Annotated in this window: 21 protein-coding genes; 18 read left to right on the top strand and 3 right to left on the bottom strand. The window is 40.4% G+C overall.

The window, feature by feature from the left end; all coding sequences use genetic code 11:
• The first annotated feature begins 139 nt into the window (after positions 1-139).
• The 17 genes from ABMQ40_RS13170 (at position 140) to ABMQ40_RS13090 (ending at position 15887) form a co-directional block, all read left to right on the top strand.
• On the top strand, positions 140-1804 hold the full coding sequence (locus tag ABMQ40_RS13170; RefSeq protein WP_370900341.1) for a GLPGLI family protein: 1665 nt from the start codon (positions 140-142) through the stop codon (positions 1802-1804).
• 313 nt (positions 1805-2117) lie between these two features.
• Positions 2118-3797, top strand: coding sequence for an asparagine synthase B (asnB, locus tag ABMQ40_RS13165; RefSeq protein ID WP_370900339.1), 1680 nt, complete (start codon positions 2118-2120; stop codon positions 3795-3797).
• A gap of 138 nt (positions 3798-3935) precedes the next feature.
• Positions 3936-4748 carry a hypothetical protein gene (locus tag ABMQ40_RS13160; RefSeq protein ID WP_370900337.1) on the top strand — a complete coding sequence of 271 codons (813 nt, stop codon included), beginning with the start codon at positions 3936-3938 and terminating at the stop codon, positions 4746-4748.
• A 167-nt stretch (positions 4749-4915) separates the two neighbouring features.
• Positions 4916-6319, top strand: a complete 1404-nt coding sequence (locus ABMQ40_RS13155; RefSeq protein ID WP_370900335.1) for an MFS transporter — start codon at positions 4916-4918, stop codon at positions 6317-6319.
• 108 nt (positions 6320-6427) lie between these two features.
• Positions 6428-7303, top strand: coding sequence for a pirin family protein (locus ABMQ40_RS13150; RefSeq protein WP_370900333.1), 876 nt, complete (start codon positions 6428-6430; stop codon positions 7301-7303).
• Positions 7304-7419: 116 nt separating this feature from the next.
• On the top strand, positions 7420-7731 hold the full coding sequence (locus ABMQ40_RS13145; protein ID WP_370900331.1) for a GNAT family N-acetyltransferase: 312 nt from the start codon (positions 7420-7422) through the stop codon (positions 7729-7731).
• Between the two features lie 59 nt (positions 7732-7790).
• Positions 7791-8690, top strand: a complete 900-nt coding sequence (locus ABMQ40_RS13140; protein WP_370900329.1) for a pirin family protein — start codon at positions 7791-7793, stop codon at positions 8688-8690.
• A gap of 27 nt (positions 8691-8717) precedes the next feature.
• Positions 8718-9254: an NADPH-dependent FMN reductase gene (locus ABMQ40_RS13135; protein WP_370900327.1), complete on the top strand. Its 537-nt coding sequence runs from the start codon at positions 8718-8720 to the stop codon at positions 9252-9254.
• Positions 9251-9829, top strand: coding sequence for a TMEM175 family protein (locus ABMQ40_RS13130; protein ID WP_370900325.1), 579 nt, complete (start codon positions 9251-9253; stop codon positions 9827-9829). Before ABMQ40_RS13135 ends, ABMQ40_RS13130 begins: the two co-directional genes overlap by 4 nt.
• A gap of 1 nt (position 9830) precedes the next feature.
• On the top strand, positions 9831-10049 hold the full coding sequence (locus ABMQ40_RS13125) for a (4Fe-4S)-binding protein (RefSeq protein WP_370900323.1): 219 nt from the start codon (positions 9831-9833) through the stop codon (positions 10047-10049).
• On the top strand, positions 10049-10447 hold the full coding sequence (locus ABMQ40_RS13120) for an OsmC family protein (RefSeq protein WP_370900321.1): 399 nt from the start codon (positions 10049-10051) through the stop codon (positions 10445-10447). Before ABMQ40_RS13125 ends, ABMQ40_RS13120 begins: the two co-directional genes overlap by 1 nt.
• Before the next feature lies 1 nt (position 10448).
• On the top strand, positions 10449-10733 hold the full coding sequence (locus ABMQ40_RS13115; RefSeq protein ID WP_370900319.1) for a GNAT family N-acetyltransferase: 285 nt from the start codon (positions 10449-10451) through the stop codon (positions 10731-10733).
• Positions 10734-10837: 104 nt separating this feature from the next.
• Positions 10838-12277 carry a sodium:solute symporter gene (locus ABMQ40_RS13110; RefSeq protein ID WP_370900317.1) on the top strand — a complete coding sequence of 480 codons (1440 nt, stop codon included), beginning with the start codon at positions 10838-10840 and terminating at the stop codon, positions 12275-12277.
• A 24-nt stretch (positions 12278-12301) separates the two neighbouring features.
• Entirely contained in the window at positions 12302-12817 is a 516-nt protein-coding gene (locus tag ABMQ40_RS13105; RefSeq protein WP_370900315.1) for a hypothetical protein, read from the top strand.
• Positions 12818-12893: 76 nt separating this feature from the next.
• Positions 12894-13778 carry a transketolase gene (locus ABMQ40_RS13100; RefSeq protein ID WP_370900369.1) on the top strand — a complete coding sequence of 295 codons (885 nt, stop codon included), beginning with the start codon at positions 12894-12896 and terminating at the stop codon, positions 13776-13778.
• Between the two features lie 27 nt (positions 13779-13805).
• Positions 13806-14930 carry a hypothetical protein gene (locus ABMQ40_RS13095; RefSeq protein WP_370900313.1) on the top strand — a complete coding sequence of 375 codons (1125 nt, stop codon included), beginning with the start codon at positions 13806-13808 and terminating at the stop codon, positions 14928-14930.
• Positions 14931-14939: 9 nt separating this feature from the next.
• On the top strand, positions 14940-15887 hold the full coding sequence (locus ABMQ40_RS13090; protein ID WP_370900311.1) for a transketolase family protein: 948 nt from the start codon (positions 14940-14942) through the stop codon (positions 15885-15887).
• A gap of 64 nt (positions 15888-15951) precedes the next feature.
• Here ABMQ40_RS13090 and ABMQ40_RS13085 read toward each other — a convergent pair whose 3' ends face one another.
• From ABMQ40_RS13085 to ABMQ40_RS13075, 3 genes are all read right to left on the bottom strand, one after another.
• Positions 15952-16332 carry a hypothetical protein gene (locus tag ABMQ40_RS13085; protein WP_370900309.1) on the bottom strand — a complete coding sequence of 127 codons (381 nt, stop codon included), beginning with the start codon at positions 16330-16332 and terminating at the stop codon, positions 15952-15954.
• Positions 16333-16399: 67 nt separating this feature from the next.
• Positions 16400-16870: an Lrp/AsnC family transcriptional regulator gene (locus ABMQ40_RS13080; protein ID WP_027379287.1), complete on the bottom strand. Its 471-nt coding sequence runs from the start codon at positions 16868-16870 to the stop codon at positions 16400-16402.
• Positions 16871-17004: 134 nt separating this feature from the next.
• Positions 17005-21804, bottom strand: coding sequence for a translocation/assembly module TamB domain-containing protein (locus ABMQ40_RS13075; RefSeq protein ID WP_370900307.1), 4800 nt, complete (start codon positions 21802-21804; stop codon positions 17005-17007).
• 4 nt (positions 21805-21808) lie between these two features.
• On the opposite strand from ABMQ40_RS13075, the gene tsaD reads away from it, so the two are divergent.
• Entirely contained in the window at positions 21809-22825 is a 1017-nt protein-coding gene (gene tsaD / locus ABMQ40_RS13070) for a tRNA (adenosine(37)-N6)-threonylcarbamoyltransferase complex transferase subunit TsaD (RefSeq protein ID WP_370900305.1), read from the top strand.
• Positions 22826-22887: the final 62 nt, after the last annotated feature.

Below are 22887 nucleotides of genomic sequence, written 5' to 3'. Positions count from 1 at the left end.
GCTACTCTCGTCCGGTAGCTTTTTTACTCTGCTTTCACTTCAAATATTAATTTTTCCGGCTGAATGTAACTTTTACAAAACCATCCTATACCTATCACTAAATGTTAAACTTATTTTAACATCAGCAAAAATCATTATTATGCCCACAAGAATTTTATCAACTTTCTTTATTTTCCTTTTTTGTATGGTTTATGCCCAAACCTATGAGATACAGTATACCAGTTCTTATAACGGAAAAGTCCTTACGGAACAGCCCACCACCCTGGTCTGGGTGAACGGAAAGGAGAACTTCATCCTGAACAGCAAGATCCGGGATCAGAGAAGTGAATATCCTTTTGAAATAACCAAAGTGGAGTTTCCTTCAGAAACGATAGTTTCCTATGCCTTTTTAAAGCCTGATGAAACCATTTCCACCTCTGATACCGAATCGATAGGAAAACAGAGCTTTGAATTTACAAACGAAACCAAGAAAATACTGGGATACCATTGTAAAAAAGCTGTTACCAAGATCAATTCCAATACCATTGAGGTCTGGTACACCAATGATCTTAAGATCAAAGGAGGCCCGTCTACAATTGGTCAGGGGCTGGGTCTGGTGCTGGAAATTGAACGCAATAAAAATTCACTGATCACCGCCAGTGCGATCAAAAAAATTAAAAAATCCGGAATTGACAACATCCTTAAAGGCCCTGTAAACCCCACGGATCAGTTAAGCTACAGGGATTTTCTTTGGAAAAGCAGATTCACCACTTTAAAGATTTTTGAAAATGAAATCATAAATTTCTCTGATGAGTCCAGATCCGATGAGAACATTAAAAGATTCGCCAACGGGACAATTATACTTAAAAAAGTAAAATTTCCACAAATCTCGGAAGGTGAGACCATCTTTGTTGAGCTGAAGCAGCAATCCAACGGTGATGCCTATGACAGAACCGGAACGGTATTTCTGATCCCGCAGGAAAAGGCACAATCCTTTTTTGATGGCCTGGAAAAGGGTGCCAAAACGCTTCCGGTGTATGAGAACGGCAACGGGAAACAGTATTTTGGGGTCATTTCAACCGATCATTACAGCCCGGCCATAGAAATGATGAGATTTTTCACCGCTTTCGGGATCCAAAAGTTCAATCATATTCAATTGAAAGGGAAAAGCTGGCAAACCTTAAGCCCTTACAGACAAGACATTACAGAGCTTAAGCCTGTGATGTCGGGGAAAGAATTATGGATTGGTACGTTTATTGGTAATTATGATAAAGGAGGACATCGGGTGAGCCTTGAGGTCACGATTCACAAAAGCGATCAGGGGATCAATAAGAACAATACCGTAATTCCTTTATTCAATACCCTGAATATTATGGAAATGGCTGGGCAGGATTATTCAACCATGTTTGACCGTGATAAAGGGCTTTTTGTAGAGTTCACGCTGAAGAAAGATTTAAAAAACGCCCAGTTAAGGTACATTACAACGGGGCATGGCGGATGGGAAAACGGCGATGAATTTGTTCCGAAAACCAATTCTGTCTTCATTGATGGAAAAATGATATTCTCATTTGTACCATGGAGAACGGATTGCGGATCTTACCGGTTGTACAACCCTGCATCAGGAAATTTCCAGGACGGGTTATCCTCATCAGATTTAAGCAGGTCTAACTGGTGCCCGGGAACAGTTACTAACCCTGATTTCATTCCTTTGGGCGATCTGAAAGCGGGAAAACATACCGTACAGATAAAAATTCCACAGGGGCCTGTAGAAGGAACAAGCTTCAGTTCATGGAATGTTTCGGGCGTTTTGTTAGGTTCTGAATAAAATAAAAACCTTCTCATAAGAGAATTATGAGAAGGTAAAAACACAAATGATGAAAAAAAATTATTTCGAGCCACAAAGTAATAACTATTTTTTTGATAATTAATTACCATAGATTAATAAATATTTCATTTTTATTTCGTATATGGGCTCATAATATTCTAAATGAAAAAAATCAACTAAATCTACGAATTTATTCAATTTAAATTAAAAATATTCCTAAAAATTAATTATTAAGTTAAAAATTTAAACTTATATTTCTTTTTAATTGCTATTTTTAAACCACAACTTTACTTTTGTTTCAAAAAATAATAAAATGTGTGGAATTGTATGCTTGTTTGATGCCAAACAAAAAACTGAAACATTAAGGCCACGGGTCTTGGAAATGTCAAAAAAGATCCGGCACAGAGGACCGGACTGGAGCGGGGTTTTTCAGGATGAAAAAGTGGTTTTTTCTCATGAAAGGCTTGCCATCGTAGATCCTACTTCCGGAAAACAGCCTTTGTTTACAAAAGACGGAAAAATAGTACTGGCCGTAAATGGTGAGATCTATAATCACAGGCAATTAAGAGAAGAGTTTCCTGATTATGAATTTCAGACCCAGTCTGATTGTGAAATAATTTTAGCACTTTACAGAAAATACGGAAAAAATTTCATAGAAAAACTAAACGGTATTTTTGCTTTTGCATTATACGATATTGAAAATAGCGTATACCTGATCGCCCGTGACCATATGGGGATCTGTCCGCTTTACCAGGGCTGGGATAAGAACGGCAATTATTATGTAGCCTCCGAGCTGAAAGCCCTGGAAGGTGTCTGCAAAAGCATTGAAACCTTTTTACCCGGGCATTTTGTATACAGCAAAGACAGTAACGAGCTTCAGCAATGGTACCGGAGGGACTGGGAAAGCTTTGATAATGTAAAAGACAATAAAACCGATATCGGAAAACTAAGAAAAGGTCTTGAAGAGGCGGTACACAGGCAACTGATGAGCGATGTTCCTTATGGCGTGCTTCTTTCAGGGGGCCTGGACTCTTCCGTAATCTCTGCCATCGCCGCCAAATTTGCAAGGCAGAGAGTAGAAAGCGACGATACGCAGGAAGCCTGGTACCCCAGATTGCATAGCTTTGCCGTAGGTCTGGCTGGCTCTCCGGACCTCGAGGCTGCCAGAAAAGCAGCTGAACATATAGGATCCGTGCATCATGAAATTAATTTTACCATCCAGGAAGGGCTGGATGCCATACGGGATGTGATCTACCATCTGGAAACTTATGATGTGACCACCGTAAGGGCCTCCACTCCTATGTATCTGCTGGCAAGAGTAATCAAATCCATGGGAATAAAAATGGTGCTTTCAGGAGAAGGCTCCGATGAATTGTTTGGCGGATATCTGTACTTCCATAAAGCACCCGACGCTAAAGAGTTTCACGATGAAACGGTAAGAAAGCTTGGAAAGCTTCATCTTTATGACTGCCTGAGAGCCAATAAAGCCTTGATGAGCTGGGGAATAGAAGGACGCGTACCCTTCCTGGACAAGGAATTTATGGATATAGCCATGACTCTTAATCCAAAGGACAAGATGGTAAATGCTTCCGAAGGAAAGATTGAAAAATGGATATTGAGAAAAGCTTTTGAGGACCTTCTTCCCGAATCTATCGTATGGAGACAGAAGGAGCAGTTCTCAGACGGTGTGGGATACTCCTGGATCGATACTTTAAAGGATATCGCTGAACAGGAAGTAACCGACGAAATGATGGCCAATGCCCGGTTCAGGTTTCCGCTGAATACTCCACAGAATAAGGAAGAGTACCGCTACAGAGCAATTTTTGAAGAACATTTCCCAAGCGAAACAGCAGCGGCTACCGTACCTTCGGTACCTTCTGTGGCTTGCTCCACCCCAGTTGCCCTGGAATGGGATGAAGCTTTTAAAAAAATGAATGATCCCAGCGGAAGAGCCGTAAAAGTACATCAGATCTCTTATGAACAGAAATCATAGATCATTTATCAATCCTGTAGCAATACAGGATTTTCTTTTGAACGAACGGTAATAATATTGATATAATTTAACCATTAATAAAAAATAATATCTAATAAATAATTATATTTGGAAAACGAAAATATCAATTATAAAAAAATGAGAAGAAACATTACGATCTTATTTGCTTTATTATCTATAAGTTTTGCTTTCGGACAAGGTAAATACGGCAAATACCTTAACTCAAAGAAGCTTGCCCTGGCTTATAAAAGTGTAAAAGATAATGAAAAAGAAGATTTTTATCAGCAATATTACTGGCTGGTAAAGGCAGAGCAACTTAAAACGTATCCGCACCTTAAAGATGTGAAGCCTGTTGTTCTATATGAGTTCGTAAAAAAAGTAAATCCTCAGAACCCTACCAAAAAACTGGACGAAAGAGGCAAAGAGCTTAGAGAGACCGCGGAGCTTTCTCTAAACCAGTATTTTAAAAATAAAAAATTTGAAAATAATTCTGTCCTGATGTACAACCTGGAAACTTATGTGGATCCTTCTCAGGGCGAATATTTCACCAAAGTTGACCCGGAAAAGATCAAGGAACTGGTTCCAAAAGAATTATTTGCATTCAATTCCCTAAACAGAAAAACCCAGGAAGAAAAAACCTATTACCTCTGGATTGATAAGAAAAAAGATGATTTCCACATTGTAGATATTATTCCTGATGAAAAAGAGAATAAGGAATTTTATACAAGATTGAGGCAATATCTTCCGAACTATAAATTCTCCAAATATGTTCCGTCTGTGAAAAAAGGAAACAAAACGGATAAAACGGATGCTGAGTATTATTACATCATGCCATTTGAGCAAAATACCGATAATATTGAGTATAAGACCAAAGACTTCAAAACTTTTGTGCTAAGCCAGTACAGAAAAGCCGGCGATGAATGGAAAGGGGTTGAAAAGCCCAGAAAATAGATATAAAAGCCCTGTGAAATTCATAGGGCTTTTTCTATGCTTGCCCGCCTGATGCAGCCTATAACAAATCAAAGTTTTTTCCTGCCACAATTTCAAAATTGGCGGAATATTTGTTGAATAAAAATGAGCAACAAATACCTGTAATCTTTAAAAAAGCGCCTCTTACAATGCCAGAAGTAAGCCTGCCCAAAACATCGACAAAGAAAATTCTTCCATTAATCCTCGCAACCGCAATCTTCATGCAAATGCTGGATTCAACTATTCTGAACACTTCCCTCCCGTCGATTGCCAAAGACCTGCATGAATCCCCGCTCAATATGCAAAATGCTATCATCAGCTATGTGTTGACACTTGCTGTCTTTATGCCTGCAAGCGGTTTCCTGGCAGACAGGTTCGGGACAAAAAGGGTTTTTATATTTTCATTGGTTCTTTTCAGTCTGGGGTCATTATTTTGTGCCCTTTCCCAGAATCTTACCCATCTGGTTATTTCCCGGGCTGTTCAGGGTGTGGGAGGAAGCCTGATGACTCCGGTGGGAAAGCTGGCCTTAATCAAAACTTTTGATAAAAATGAGCTTTTAAAAGCAATGAACTTCGCCATTATCCCGGCACTTATCGGGCCTGTGCTTGGGCCACTGGTGGGAGGATATATGGTGGATTATCTTTCATGGCACTGGATCTTCCTGATCAACATCCCTATCGGTATTTTAGGAATTATCCTGGGACTGAAGTTTATGCCGAATTACAAATCGGATGATGTGGATTTTGACCTGAAAGGCTTTTTGATCTTTGCTGCAGCCTCACTCCTTCTTTCGATTTCCCTGGAGCTTTTCGGGGATCTGCAGAATACCACTCCGGTACTTTTGATTTTTATCCTCGGATTCCTGTTCTTATATTATTATTACAAACATGCCCGGAGAAATGAAAGCCCCATTTTTCCTTTAAACTTATTTCAGGTACGAACATTCCGTGTAGGGATTGTCGGTAATCTGGCGACCAGACTGGGGATCAGCTCGGTTCCTCTGCTTCTTCCTCTAATGATCCAGATCGCTTATCAGCAATCAGCGGTAACTTCGGGATGGATCATTGCTCCCATGGCTCTTACAGCCATATTCGGAAAATCATCCGTCATTAAAATTTTAAACCGGTATGGTTACCGCCAGACATTAATGGTCAATACTTTCATTATAGGTACCTTAATTTGCCTTCTTGCCATTCCTGATATCCATACTTCCCTATATTGGTTCATCCCGATCATTTCGGTTCTGGGATTTTTCAATTCCATCCAGTTCACTTCCATGAATACAATATCCATTGCGGATTTAAGGAATTTCCAAACGAGCAGCGGAAACTCACTCTTGTCCGTAAACCAGCAACTGGCCATCGGGTTCGGGATTGCTTTCGGATTGATTGTTTTAAAAATATTCCAGAATTCCGACCTCATCGGAGGGGAAACCCATAATGCTTTCAGATATACCTTTCTTACCGTTGGTATCCTCACCATTCTGTCAGGTCTTGTTTTCAGAAGGCTGCATATTTCCGATGGCAAAAACATGAAATCCAAAGAGGTATAAAAAGCCCGGCAATGCGGATTACTATCCGTGTATTCCGGTCTTACTTACCACAGATCAATGCAATTGATTTCTAACCTGGGTAACTTTGTCATTATAAATAACAATATTATGGCAACTAAACATATAGAAATCATCGCACCTCCAGGTCCTGCACATTTTATAGGTGACGGTTTTAGGGTTCATAATTTTATTCCGGGAGTTCACGGGCTTGGCATGAAAAGGATGGATCCGTTCATCATGCTCGATTATAATTCAAAATTTTATTTTAACGGTTCTGATAAGCCCAGAGGTGTCGGAGTACATCCACACAGGGGCTTTGAAACTGTCACCATAGCTTATAAAGGGAGTGTTGAGCATCATGACAGTGCCGGTGGCGGCGGGGTCATCAGCGAAGGGGATGTGCAATGGATGACTGCCGCCAAAGGCATTCTTCATAAAGAGCATCATGAAACCGAATGGACAAAAAAAGGGGGCATTTTCCAGATGGTTCAGATTTGGGTAAATCTCCCGGCAAAGGATAAAATGAGCAAGCCTAAATACCAGGCCATTAAAAATTCTGAAATGGAGAAAGTGGATCTGGGAAGAAACGGCTATATTGAAATCATTGCCGGAGAATATAACGGTCATAAAGGACCTGCAGCCACCTTCAGCCCCATACATATGATGAATGCGAAACTAACAGCCGGAGGTAAGGCTGAATTTGCATTCCCTTCAGAATTCAATACCGCAGCCCTTGTGATTGAAGGAAGCATAACCGTCAATGGAAAGGACAAGGCCCCTACGGATCATCTGATATTGTTTGAAAACGAAGGGGAAGACTTCGCTATCGAAGCTGATGAGGATTCCATTATATTAATCATCAGCGGAAAACCTTTGAATGAGCCGATATATCCACATGGCCCATTCGTTATGAACTGTAAGGAAGAAATCATGCAGGCCCTTGAAGATTTCAATACCGGCAGGTTTGGCTACCTGGAGGATTAAAAAATCCTGAATTACATAAATTTAAAATTGCATAAATACTTTTTTCTTAACTTTATCTATAGGTAAGGGTAAGTTTTTAACAGTGCCTATATTAACAATCAAATTAAATAAAGATCATGAAACCAGAATTTGAAAATATTCCTCTGAGGAAAACCGATAAGAGATTCGAAATCGAAATAGACGGACATTTTGCCTTTATCGATTACCGTGAAATGGGTCACCAGATCGCCCTGGTGCATACGGAAGCAGACCCGGAACTGGCCGGAACCGGTGCGGCGGCAGCAGTAGTGGAAAAGACCCTGCATTATATTGAAGAAAATCAGAAAAAAGTACTTCCGTTCTGTCCTTACGTTTTTGCCTATATCAAGAAACATCCGGAATGGAAACGTATTGTAGATGAAAGGTTTGAGGGATATAGCCAACTTTAGTTCTCAGCAGCATCAGGAACAACCCGATTAATAATTTAAAATCCACAAAAAATATACTTATGTCAAACATAGGACTTATTATTGAAGAGAAGGCAGCGGATATAGGCAACTTTTTAGTAGGAAGGCTTTTACCTTTCCGCGAGAAAAGAGCCGTTGGACCATTTGTTTTCATTGACCATATGGGACCTTCGGAACTGAAGGATTACCAGAATCTCGACGTTCCACCTCATCCCCATATCGGGCTTTCGACTCTGACCTATCTTCTGGAAGGGTCTATTTTTCACCGGGACAGTATCGGAAGTGCCATTGAGATAAAACCGGGAGCCGTCAACTGGATGACGGCGGGAAAAGGTGTTGTACATTCCGAAAGGACCCCGGAATACCTCAGAACAACAGATAAAAAGCTTCACGGCTTTCAGATCTGGGTAGGATTACCCAAGCATCTGGAACAGAGTGAACCAAGCTTCCACCATATTGAAGCTGATGAGATTCCGGTTTGGGAAGAAAACGGAATCCGGTATAAACTGATCGCGGGAGAAGCATTCGGGAAGAAATCGCCGGTTCCCGTACACAGTAAATTATTTTTCATTGAAATCAAAACCATCGAGCCGAAAAAAATCAGCATCGGTAAGGATTTATATGGTGAGGCTGCCATGTATGTCCTGGACGGGACCGTCAATGCAGAGGGAAACAGCTATGGCTCCAAACAGCTTTTAATAGCCAAAGACACAAGACTCTGTGAGTTTGATATGAGTGAAAATGGTACTGTTTATCTTTTCGGAGGGGAGCCTTTCGATGAAGAACGATTTATATTCTGGAATTTCGTAAATTCAGACAAAGAATTAATTGAGCAGGCTAAAGTCAATTGGAATGATCAGAATCATGATGCTTTTCCTCCGGTACCTGGTGATGAGCATGAATATGTTCCACTTCCCAAGGCTATTTTGAACAGGAAATAATTCGGTCCGGACCTATAAATATTAAGTATGAAAATATTGGCATTTGCAGGAAGTACATCTTCCACTTCCATCAACAGAGAGCTGGTAAAATTTGTTTTAAGGGATTTTCAGAATGAAGAGATCAATCTGATCGACCTCAATAATTACACCATGCCCGTTTTTTCTGTGGATCTTGAAAAGAAAGGATTTCCTGATGCAGCCCACCGCTTTTTAGATGCAATCGAAAATTGCGATGCCATTATATGCTCGCTTGCCGAGCATAACCGCTCTTACAGCGCCGCATTTAAGAATATTTTCGACTGGGCTTCAAGGATTAACGTAAAGGTTTTTCAAAATAAGCCGATGTTTCTCATGAGCACTTCTCCCGGCGGCTATGGCGGTGGAAATGTCATGAATACGGCAAAGACTTTTTTCCCGCAATTCGGGGCTGAGATCAGATACACATTCTCTCTGCCCAGGTTCTATGAAAATTTTGATTTACAGAACGGGGTTACCCATCCCGATATGCTGAAAGAACTTAAGGAAAAAACAGATAACTTTAAACAACAGATTGGAATCTCATGAATAAAGGAAGATTAGAAGCTTTCAGTGATGGTGTTCTGGCCATTATCATTACCATTATGGTACTTGAATTAAAAGTACCCGAAGGCAGTGACTGGTCCAGTCTGAAGCCGCTTCTTCCCAGGTTTCTGGCTTATATATTCAGCTTCGTTTATGTAGGTATCTACTGGAATAACCATCACCATCTTTTCCAGGTGATAAAGAAGGTGAACGGAAAAATGCTTTGGGCCAACCTCCATCTGCTATTCTGGCTATCATTAATGCCTATTACCACCGAATGGATCGGCGAAACGCATTTCGCGAAAAACCCCGTTGCCGCCTATGGCTTTACTTTGATCATGTGCGCGGTTGCATATACCATCATGGAAAATTTAGCCATTAAGAACGAAGGTGAATACTCTAAGCTCAGCGAAGCGATAAACTCTAAATTCAAGGAGTACATTTCCATCGTATTTTATATTGCCGGGGTCGCCACTTCATTTTTTTACCCTTATATTGCCATAGGTTTCTACTATATTGTAGCCTTTATATGGTTCATTCCGGACAGAAGAATCGAAAAATCAATAAAAGAAAGTTAATATGGATACACACGAATACATTAATGGGGATATTACCATAATCTGGCAACCTAAAAAATGTATCCATTCTACGGTTTGCGTAAGAATGTTACCAAAAGTTTACAATCCGAAAGAGAGGCCCTGGATAAAAGCCGGAAATGCCACGGTTCAGGAGCTTAAAAATCAAATAGACCAATGCCCTTCAGGAGCATTAAGTTATAAATCCAATACAGAAAAATAATGGGGGTAACCGTAAAAGCAAGTTTAGGAAAAACAAAATATTACACAGAAGTGATAGCCGGTGAAAACAGGCTTATCACTGATGAGCCGGAAGATAAGGGCGGCCAAAACAAAGGTTTCAACCCTCTTGAAATTCTGGCTACTTCTCTGGCCAGCTGTACGGCAGCCACTTTGAGAATGTATATTGAAAGAAAGGAATGGGATGTTGAGAAAATAAATGTAGAAGTTGAACTGGAAAACTTTCCTCTTACCAGAAGGGCTGTTTTTAAAAGAGATATCAGCTTTGAGGGCTTCAATCTGGATGATGAACAGATGAAAAGGCTTCATACCATTGCCGATGCATGCCCCGTCCATAAAATATTAACCAACGAAATCGAAATACTAACCAAATTCTCATAATATGATTGAAGTAAAGCAAACCAACGGCGAAAAACACGGAGATTTTGAAGCTTTCATACACGGTAACCGCGCAGGTTTAATGACCTATACCTGGGCCGGAAATGAGCGATTCATCATAGATCATACAGAGGTTGATGAAAATTATAACGGCCGAGGTGTCGGTAAGGAAATGGTTTTGGCAGCAGTAGATTTTGCAAGAAAGGAAGGAAAGAAAATCATTGCTCTTTGTCCTTTTGCAAAAGCAACCTTTCAAAAAAACAAGGATATTCAGGATGTTTTAGCATAATCATAAAAGACTATATACCTGCCTTCCGGATCGTGTTCCGGAAGGTTTTTTCTTTTTTATCAGAAGGGAAAAAAGCTATATTTGTAAAATTTTAATCGAAAAACATGTCTCCAATCATATTGCTGTCCATCATTATCATTTATTTTGCGCTGCTGCTTTGGGTAGCCTATAAAACAGGAAAAGGAAGTGATAATGAAAGTTTCTTTATCGGAAACCGTAAAAGTAACTGGATGCTGGTAGCTTTCGGAATGATCGGCACTTCCCTTTCGGGAGTTACATTTGTAAGTGTTCCGGGGGCTGTTGGTAATGATAAATTTGCTTATTTACAGATCACTTTAGGATATCTTATAGGATATATCATTATTGCATACGTCCTGCTTCCCTTATATTATCGTTTGCAGCTAACTTCCATTTATGGTTACCTGCAGCAGAGAATGGGACAACTTTCCTACAAATCCGGGGCATGGATCTTCATTGTTTCCAGACTGGTGGGGGCTACTGCCCGGCTTTATCTGGTGGTCAATATATTACAGGTTTCCATTCTGGACAGCCTGGGAGTTCCGTTTATTGTTACTACCCTGGTCATTCTGGCGATGATCATTCTGTACACTTACGAAGGCGGAGTAAAAACCATTGTCTGGACAGATACTTTGCAGACCTCATGTATGCTGCTGGGGCTGATCATCTGTACGATATATATGCTGAATCATTTAGGTCTGAATATAGGGGAAAGCTTTACCGCTATGCAGGAAAAAGGCTATACCAGGGTTTTTGATTTTGATCCGAATCAGAAAAGCTTCTTTATCAAACAGATTTTAGCAGGCGCCTTTATCACCATCACCATGACAGGGATAGATCAGGAGATGATGCAGAAAAGCCTTTCCGTGACCAAACTGAAAGATTCACAGAAGAATATGGTAACGCTTGGCTTTATTCTGCTTGGAGTGATTTCGCTGTTCCTTTATATGGGTGGGCTTCTGCATCTTTACGGCGCACAGGAAAACGTTACAAGCTCCGGTGACCAGCTCTTCCCGGATATTGCCCTGAATCATATGCCCGCCTTTATTTCAATCATATTCATCATAGCCCTTATTTCCGCTTTATTCCCAAGCGCAGACGGGGCAATGACAGCCCTTACCTCTTCGCTGTGCATTGACATTTTCGGAATGAAGGAAAAGAAAGAATGGGATGACGGAAAGAAGGAAAAATTCAGAAAGAATATTCATCTGACCGTTGCACTTTCCTTTCTGATCATGGTCATCATCTTTAAAGTCATCAATGATAACTCTATGATCGGACTGATTCTGAAGCTTGCCGGCTTTACCTATGGCCCGCTTTTAGGTCTCTTTGCTTTCGGAATTTTCACACAATATAAAGTGAATGACAAGCTGGTTCCATATGTTTGCGTTGCAGCTCCGGTCATCTCCTTCTTTATCGATAAATATCAGGAAAGCATCTGCGGGGATTTTAAAATAGGTCTGGAATTACTGATCATCAACGGATTGCTGACATTCATCGGATTATGGCTGATCAGGAAAAAATAACCCATTCAATCAAATATAAAAACCATGAAAAAAATTATTCTGCTTTTATTATGCCTGTTCACCTTCGGATTGATCTCTGCACAGGATTTTGAAATTTCGACTTTAAGGATAGGGCCTTACCGTATCTTCATGAAAAGTGACGAGACCGATAAACTGGGTCCTAAACTAAAACGGACTGATTATGAATTAAAGAATCTCGTCAAATATAATGGAGAGACCATACTGATCGCCGCTTCCCCGGATTATGACAATCAGGGCAAGGAAACCGGCAAACTGATGATCACAGGTCTTTCTACAACAAGCAGGAAATTTAAAACAAAAAGCGGGATAGGCGTTGGAAATACAAAGGACGACGTTATCAATGCCTATAAAAATTATCCCAGCTATAGTGTATATCCTGGTTGGGATGACAAAGGCAATATACAGAAAAACGTATGCAACTTTATTCTGAATGACTCTGATGCCGGGACTACGCTGACCTTCAAAATAGTTGACAATATTGTTGAGGAAATGTCTGTTTATATCAATGAAGGCTGCTAAAAACAATGATTCAGATCAAATAATTCAGAATCCGGGTCTTAAGCCCGGATTTTACATTTCCGTAAGCCATTAAAAAATTGTAAATTCGCATGCAAATAAATCAGATATAATGAGTAAAAGTATCGAAGAGTTAAAATCTCTTACTACGCAAATCAGAAGAGACATTTTGAGAATGGTTCACGCTGTCAATTCAGGGCATCCGGGCGGAAGTTTAGGCTGTACGGAATACTTTACGGCACTTTACGGTAAAGTAATGAATTATAATCTTCCTTTCACTATGGAAGGTAAGAATGAGGATCATTTCTACCTTTCCAACGGGCACATTTCACCGGTTTACTATTCCACGTTAGCAAGGTTTGGATTTTTCCCTGTAGATGAGCTGAGAACGTTCAGAAAGCTGGATTCAAGGCTTCAGGGTCACCCTACAACTCATGAAGGTCTGCCTGGTGTGAGGATTGCTTCCGGCTCTCTAGGACAGGGCCTTTCCGTGGCGCTTGGTGTCGCTTTAGGCAAAAAACTAGACGGAGATAATGCTCTTGTTTACTCCCTTCACGGAGATGGCGAATTACAGGAAGGCCAGATCTGGGAAGCATTGATGTTTGCAGCAGCCAAAAAAGTGGATAATATCATCTCAACAATTGACTACAACGGGCGTCAGATTGATGGTGATACCGATGATGTATTAAGCCTGGGAAATCTGCATGCCAAGCTTGAAGCATTCGGATGGACCGTTTTGGAAGAGAAAAACGGTAATGATCTTGAAGCGGTGATCGCAATTCTTGAAAAAGCAAAAACTGAAACAGGTAAAGAAAAGCCTGTAGCAATTATTCTTCATACAGAAATGGGGTATGGTGTGGATTATATGATGGGTACTCACGCATGGCATGGAAAAGCCCCTAACGATGAGCAGTTGGAAACAGCTTTCAAGCAATTATATTTAGAAGCTCCTTCTGATTACTAATATCTGTATCACATTATCAAGTTATTCATGAAAAAGATCCTCTTCATCTGCCTTCTTATCAGCTCCCTCTTTGGAATTGCACAGGAAAAGAAAATCTCTTTTACCAAAGAACTGAACTATCAGATGACGAATAAGAATACTTCTTCTGTAATGCTGAAAATTTATGCCAGCAACAATAATGAATTTCTTACCAAGGTAGTTTTCAACGATATTCCTTTGTATTATTATACGGACGGATTGGGCACAAGCGCTGTTTCTCCGGAAATCAGCAGCCGCCTTACAGGTTCGTTCAGGCTCAATTCCTTATTGTATGGATCCGGAGGAAGCTATGATTATGAAGATAAGGATGAATATACCCTTGAAACCCAGAAACTGGATACCAGAGAAACCATCCTGGGTATGCCCTGCTCTCATTATTTGATCACTTACAGATCCAAAGACGGAAATACAAAGGATGACAATCTGAAGCTATGTATTGATGACAAGTCGGTTTACAATAACTTTTCTGTTTTAAACGGTCTTCTCAATCAATATGAGAAAAGAGCCAGGCTTAAAGGTTTCGGTATAAAAGGGCTTATCCTGAAGGCCGGACCAGAGAAAACATATGACCAAGAGTATTTTGCTTTAACTTCCATGAAAGACTCCAAAGACTTTGTCCTGTTTGATCACAAAAAAACGATGACCGAACAGCAGAGGAAGCTGGATTCCATTACGATGGTGTATAGAAATCAGCAGGAAGTGTATGCAGATTCTGCGGTGGCAGTAGTGGATTCTGTAACGGCACCAAGCCTGGACAGTGATTATTACGGCATTCCGGATTATGTATCAGAGTATAAAAGAAGTAAAGAAAGCGAAGGCCTGGCCATCAGCACCCTCTCAAATGATAAATTGTGGAAGGGGCTTCCTAAGCACTGCAGGAATTTTGAAAAGGATCTTCCCGTATTCAATAACCAGGAATTACAAAAGCACCTGAAAAACTATGTAGGACAGATGTGCGACATGTATCTTACCCAGTCTTATGGTAATACCGTAAGTATTAAAATAACTTTGGATGAAATCCGGCGGGAAGTATTATACTTCAATGAAATTCATGATAAACTGAATCAGTCTGATCAAAAGAAATTAACTACTTATTTACAAAACCTCGATTAAAAAATAAAAATGAAATACACCTATACAGAAAAAAAGGATACACGTTCAGGATTCGGAGCCGGATTGGCGGAACTAGCTGACAAAAATCCTAATGTGGTAGCACTTTGTGCAGACCTCATCGGGTCCCTGAAAATGGAAAAATTCATTGAAAAGGCACCTGAAAGATTTTTCCAGGTAGGAATCGCAGAGGCGAACATGATGGGGCTTGCTGCGGGTCTTAGCATTACAGGAAAAATCCCTTTCACCGGAACTTTCGCCAACTTCTCCACTTCCAGGGTTTATGACCAGATCCGCCAGTCAATCGCTTACTCAGGTAAAAATGTGAAGATTTGCGCTTCCCATGCAGGTCTTACTCTGGGTGAAGACGGAGCTACCCACCAGGTACTGGAAGATATCGGGATGATGAAAATGCTTCCGGGAATGACAGTGATCAACCCTTGCGACTACAATCAGACCAAAGCTGCCACTATCGCTATCGCAGACCATGATGGGCCTGTATACCTGAGATTCGGAAGACCTGCCGTACCGGTATTCATTCCGGAAGACATGCCTTTTGAAATCGGAAAAGGGATCATGCTGCAGGAAGGTACCGCTGTAACCATTGTAGCCACAGGACACCTTGTCTGGGAATCTTTGATAGCTGCGGATGAGCTTGAAAAAGAAGGTATTTCCTGCGAAGTGATCAATATCCATACTATCAAGCCTCTTGACGAAGAGATTATCTTAAAATCCGTAGAGAAGACAGGAAAAATCGTAACAGCTGAAGAGCATAATTATCTTGGTGGCTTAGGTGAATCCATTGCCGGAATGCTGGCAAGAAGAAGGCCTACAAGACAGGAATTTGTAGCAGTAAACGATACTTTCGGGGAATCTGCAACACCGGCTGAACTGATGAAGAAATATAAAATAGATGCGGCCGCGGTAAAAGAAGCCGTAAAAAGAGTTTTAGCTAACTAAACTAAAAATTATTCATTAAATAAAAAAGTCCCTTAACCGGGGACTTTTTTATTTTTATATGAAATTATCTGAAAAACTTCCATTTCGGAATGATCGCCAGCATTCCAAATCCTGTGAAAAGAAAAAGGTTGGTGACGTCCGTATATAAGAATGTCGATAAATAATAGTTGTGCATAAAGAAATGCATAACAAGCAAAGCCGGAAATGCAAATATCCCGATCTTCCTGTAAAAAAACATCAGGATTAGGCTGACCACCATTAAGGCATCCATTGCAAAAACCACATAAAAATACCATTCCGGGATGTTAAGGTAATCGTGTTGCAGATATTCATCAACATCAATGCCCGTTCCCATTATTGTAAAAAGTGCCAGGGAGGCCAACGTTAAGATAAATCCCCAACCTTTCTTCGGGTCTTTATCAAAATAACTGTATTCTTCTTCCATAGGTACAAAAATAAAGAACTTATGAGGAATTTCATAAGTTCTTTAATATTTATTTGTTTACTATTTGTTATACAGAAATTGCATTGATCAATCTGTTTTTATCACTTAGGTATTCTTCCATAGAAATCATACTTTCAGTTCTCATAACATCCTGTATATCATCTATCTGATAAATAATTCTTTTCGCGTCATCCGTATTTTTAGCCTTTACCTTACAGAAAATATTATACTTTCCTGAAATAACGCTTGCTTCGATAACGTTCGGAATGGTTGACAGCTCTTTTAGAACCTCCTGTGTGCGGTTGGATTTAGTTAACAGGATTCCTATGAAAGCTGTAAAATGGTAATCTAGTTTACCATAGTCAATATTAAGAGATGATCCCAAAATAATTCCTGCATCCTCCATCTTTTTAACTCTTACGTGAATTGTACCTGCAGAAACATCCATCTGCTTAGCAATTTCAGTAAAAGGCATTCTTGTATTTTCTACCAAGAAATCAAGAATCTTCTTGTCTATTTCGTCCAGTTGATAGTTCATATTAGTTAAATTACAATTTTCTTAAAAAATCAATGTATTTTTTGCAAATTTATAAAAAATAATCTAACTAAAAAAATTATCTTAAATATTAACAATAATTAACACAGATGATAAAAATCATTAAAAATTTTCAATTATTTGTCTGTTGATTTTGTAGAATCTGTTTTTATTTCCGCTTTAGGTTCCGTCTGTTTTTTATCTTTTTTCTTTCTTTTAAATAAAGAATTAAAGCTTTTACTCCAAACAATACCTCCACCATACGCCTGATTAGCAGAACCGTTGGTACCGGCTCCGGCAATCATACCGATATTGGAAGGTTTGGAGTATCCTCTTAAAATCAGACTTCCATCATTCTTTTTGGAGATATCATATTCAACGGTCCCTTCTCCTGACAAATAATTAGCTTCCGTATTCTCGGTTTTGGTTAAGGGGATCCCGAGTCCGGTCTTAACTTTTATTCTTGGGGAAAGGGCAAAGCTTACCCCTGCATTCGCCCGGTCGCCGGTATTGGAATACTGGTCTCCTTTCACATAATTCAGGTCAATCTGGAACTCATTACTCATGGTATTAAGTACTGAGCCCAGCTGCTTTAAAAGCATATTGTAACCGGAAGATTCGGCAACACCTGCCACATCCACATCCACACCTCCTGTATTCGATACGTTAAAGCTGCTTAACAGCAATACAGAACCGAACTGAAGCACCTTTTCACCTTCCTGGCTCATTTTAGCGGCCAGGGTTTCTTTTACCTGGCTGGAAACATCCATAGCGGAGACATTAAGGTCCACTTTCGGGTTTACAAGGGATTGTGTAATATTAGCCTGAAGCAGTATACTGATAGGCTGGAGTTTTCCCATATTAAGATATTCACCGGCATTAGATACCATTCTCACATAGTTGGCTGTAATATCCAGAGCCGGTTTCATGGCATCACCATCCCAACGGATGCTGCTACCTTTCTCAATCTGGAAGGTTTTATTAAGAATCGCCTTGGAGACAAAGGTCCCGTTATCCACCCTATAGGTTCCGCTCATGGCTATGCTTCCCTGTCTGTCCATCTGGAATCTGAGATTTCTCGCTGCTCCTTTCACCGTAATGCTTCCTACATCATCTCCTACCAGCACATTTACCGTAGTTCCTTTGTCAACATCCAGGTTGAAATCTATGTTCATATTCGCCCCGGACTTCTTCTTTTCTTCCAGAGTCACCAGCCCGTCTTTTCCTTCTTTCAGAAACCTCAACATTTTAAATTCTTCCACATTAGAGGTGGAACCTGAATTAAAAGTGAAGGTACTTCCGTTCAGGGCTTTCATATTCGGGGTCGACAGGCTCAATCCTGAAACAGGTCCGTCAACATAGAGGTCTCCCTGGCCATACACCCTTCCCCAGAACAGGTCAAAATCTTTCTGGGTGGTATTCAGCATCAATAAATTATCAGCCCTCATCACAAGGTTTACTCCCATTGAAGAAAGGGTTTCAAATTGGATGGCTCCGGAAATGGTTCCCTTAGAATTGCTTCTTCCATCATGAACTTCTATATTGTTCAGGATCGCCAAACCTTTTGATAAAGGTATCACCGTATCATCAAATGAATAGTCCACACCTGTAAACAGAAGTTTCAGGCCAAATCCTTTCATTGCAATATCTCCACTGTAATCAAGATCGCTTAATTTTCCTGTAATTTTAAGATCCCCTGTTGCCTTTCCCCGCAGGTTCCCGAACACAGACTGTACAAACTGTTGGGCGAAGGCAAGATCAAAATCGCGCATTTCCGCCGTAAAATCAATTGTTGGAGAAGATGTATTGTTGTTTACCGTTCCTGTCAAATGAAGGTTGTTATTCCCCAGAACCCCCGCAGAAGTAACTTTTACGTCAACATCATATACGTTCAATGAAAAACTGTTGGTGGCAGAAATGGTAATGTCTCCCATATTATTGCCATTCATCATGATATCATCAATGGTGACATCCACCAGCGGCTGCAGTGTACTCTTATCCATCCTGATCTTCACGCTGCCGTTAGCCAGCCCTTTGATATTCATTGAGTTTCCTCCGGACTGCATTTCCAATAATTTCTCAATAGCAAAATCATTGATGTCGGCATCTATATAAAAGTCTTTGGCTGATTTAAACTGGGCCTCCTTGATCAGCAAGGCACTGTTTTCAGAATAGACCCTTAGGTTCCTGATGTCAAAGTCACTTGTTTTCTTACGGTAGGTTATGGAATGATCAAACTCCGGGCTTGTATCTATGGCCCAGGTAACATTATTGAATTTCACTTCGGTAGGATCAAACCTGAATACGAAATCTCCTGCCTCATTGGTGGATTGGTTCACATTCACCGCATAATCTTTCAGGTTATCATCCAGTTCATCTTCCGGACTCCCGTGTTTAAACCGGGTAGCTAAATGGAGAACCGCATTATTTTCATTTCTTCCGCTTAATGTAAGATCTTTGATGATATTTTTATTATACTCCACCCTGTTGATCCTGGCATAGATCTGTTCATCAAGGTTGGCCGTATTGATCCTTACCATCACACTATCCACCATTGCGCTATCCTGTGTGATATTGTCCCTTTCATTGATTTTGTATGCGGGATTAGCGGCCGCTAAAGCTTTATCGGCTTCAGTGATCTCAACAGTCCTGGTCATAATATACTTCAAAGAGGTGGCATCCAGATTCAGGATCAGATTATTTGAATTTCCATCATACTGTCCTTCTACTTTTGCTCCTTTTGCCAGCTTCAGCTCCGGCATAAAATAGCTTACCAATCCCTGCTGGACATCAAAATTCATGGCAAAGCTTTGTCCTCTGTACAATTTTCTTGGCGGCGGGCCTACTAAAATCTTACCCAATCCGTTCTCTACCATTCCTGCCAGATCTGCCAGGTTGTATTTTCCTGAGATCTTTCCGTTCACAGCTCCGGGAGCATCCACATCGATCACTCTGTTTCCGCTCTCTATAAATGTTTTTATCTTGGCATTAGGGATGATATATTTTTGGGTGGCTGTTGCAAAGTTTATATTATTTGCTTCAACGTCCAGATTCAGGTCATCTACTGAAGTCATTGACATTTTCCCCGTTACCTGTCCGCTTACTATCTGGTTTCCGGGCTTATCGGTGAAATAATTCATATTCAGATAGTTCACATCGGCATTTACATCCATTGCAATTTTTGACGTACTGAAATCAATCAATCCTTTTATGGTTGCCTTAGCCTGCTCGTCATTTATGGTAATAAGCCCGCTATATTTCTTATGATCCAGCAAACCATCCAGGTAAAGGTTGTTGATCTCCTTATTCATGATCTCAATGCTTGATATCCGGGACTTTGTAGTCAGACGCATGGTATTGACATCAAAACTCTGCCCGTTGACATCAAAATTACCAGAAATCAGACCGACAGATTTATTCTTGGTGATTACTGACGTATTCAGGTCCTTCACTTCAGCATATCCTGCATATTTAGGTAAGGCAGAGCTGTAGTCCGTAAGGGTGAATTTTGTGATCCTAGCCTGGCCAATTCCGGTTATTAAATTTCCGTTCGGGATATAGACCTGACGGGGATCTACCCTTGCTGCGCCATTATATTTGAGTTTTCCGAAGTCATCGGCAAAGTTTTTCATTTTTACAGAGATGAAAGACGGCATCATCGCTTTCAGGTCCTTATAGGTAAAATCTGTGGAAAGGTCATTGGTTTCAATCAAAAAGTTGCCTTTCAGGATATTATTTACCTTCATGGTCCGGGTAGCAATATTTACGTCAGGATTTGAGATCAGGAAATTATCCAGATGAAATTTATTCAATGGCCCGGTCATCTTTCCGGAAATATTGAACGGCACATAGTTATCCCAGTTGGTCACAAAATAGCTGATGTCATAACCACTGAGCTGGCTTCCCTGCCGAATATCCATATCCCAGCGTACCTTATCTGCAAAATCGGCCCATGATCCGTTATGAAGATTGAATTTAATATTGCCTTGCAGCAATGAATGATCCGTATTCAAGGTAAGATCTTTAAGAGACAGGAAATCTTCTGTCATGGAAAGTTCAGTAGAAAAGGTGTCTACAATATGGGATTTTCCCCATCTTTTTGTTACAAAAGAAAAATTATTGATCAACGCAGAAATATTAACTCCATTTATTTTAACGTTCGGAGCTTTTAAATTAACGTTATGGGCAATAAGCCATTTCCCGTTTTCCCCCGGGGAATTCTGATTAACGATAGAAACTTTGGAGTTTATGATCTGTACCCGGGAATTTAACTGGAAAGGTGGTTTATTTGGATCTCTTTTTTTACCACTGTCAAACAATTTTGTAAAGCGGATAAAATTTGAAATACTATCGCCTTTATAGGTAATGACCTTAACATCGGCATTAACAAGGGTAAGCGCATTGAAACTCAAAGAATTGCTATTCCCTGAAATGGCATTTGCAGCAAGAGCCATCCAATCAGAATTGGCCCGGAACTCTTTAGCTTTAATAAATTCAAAGCCTTTATAATCTTTAATTTTTAATCCTTTGATCGTAACATCCCCGAAATAGTCTACTTCCACACTTTCCGTAGACATTTCCGCTTTGAAATCTTTATTGACAATCTGCAAAGCCTGATCTGCCGCCCATTGTTTTGTTGCAGGAAGATTAATGGTAATGAGTACACCTGCAACCAATGCAAGCCCCAGCCAGAAAAGAATCAATAAAAGCTTCGCCCACCAGGAATAGCTTGTAACATCTTTTGCAGCCTGCTTTCCAAACTCCTGGGCCGTTTCCACAGGATGATGAATAGCATCTGAAGCCAGCTCAGATGCTTCTTTTACTGTTTCCTTTACTTTTTCTTCTACATTTTCAACAGTTTTTTGCACCTGATCACCCAAGTTTTCAGCTACTGATTTTTTATTTTCATTCTCGTTATTATTCTCTAACTTTGCCATTATTATGAGCGACTCTATAATTTTAGGTATTGAATCGTCTTGTGACGATACATCAGCAGCGATCATCAGGGGGAATTCTATTTTATCCAATATTGCTGCGAACCAGGCAATCCATAAAGAATATGGAGGAGTAGTTCCGGAACTGGCCTCGCGCGCGCATCAGCAAAATATAATTCCTGTCGTTGAAAAATCTCTGACTAAAGCAAATATACAACAAAATGCAATTTCTGCGATAGGATTTACACGCGGTCCCGGGTTATTAGGCTCCCTTCTTGTGGGAACTTCTTTTGCCAAGTCTCTGGCAATGAGCCTTGACGTTCCCCTGATTGAAGTAAACCATCTCCAGGCCCACATTTTAGCCCATTTCATTGAGGATGCAAATCCTGTGCCGCCAAAATTTCCGTTTTTATGCCTTACAGTAAGCGGAGGCCATACCATGATCGTACTGGTAAAAGATTATTTTGATATGGAAATCATTGGCAAGACCATTGATGATGCAGCCGGTGAAGCCTTTGACAAGATCGGGAAAATTTTTGACCTGGATTATCCTGCCGGCCCTATTATCGACAGGCTGGCCAAAGAGGGCAATCCTGATGCTTTTCAGTTCAGCAAACCCAAGATGGAGCAGTATGATTATTCTTTCAGCGGGATCAAAACTTCCGTGTTGTATTTTATACAGAAAGAAGTAAGAAAGAACCCCGACTTTATCAAGGACAATCTTAATGATCTATGTGCATCTGTCCAGAAGTCAATCATTGATATTTTAATGAATAAGCTGGAGAAGGCAGCGAAAGAGCTCAGCATCAATGAAGTTGCCATTGCTGGTGGGGTTTCGGCCAATTCCGCATTACGAAAGACCATGGAAGAGAATAAACAGAAGCTCGGCTGGAACATTTATATTCCCAAATTCGAATATACTACTGATAATGCTGCGATGATCGCCATGGTAGCCCAGCTGAAATTCGAAAGGGGAGAATTTACGGATTTAAGGACAACGGCTACAGCAAAATATGACTTGTAGAATACGGTTGTAAAAGCAATGGATCGCATTCAGGACCTCGATTCATAAATCAAGCATAAACA

The sequence above is a fragment of the Chryseobacterium gossypii genome (genome assembly GCF_041361455.1).
In the GTDB taxonomy this organism is placed as follows: domain Bacteria; phylum Bacteroidota; class Bacteroidia; order Flavobacteriales; family Weeksellaceae; genus Chryseobacterium; species Chryseobacterium gossypii.
The sequence above is the reverse complement of the archived record's forward strand: the minus strand, read 5'-3'. Positions and strand labels throughout refer to the sequence as shown.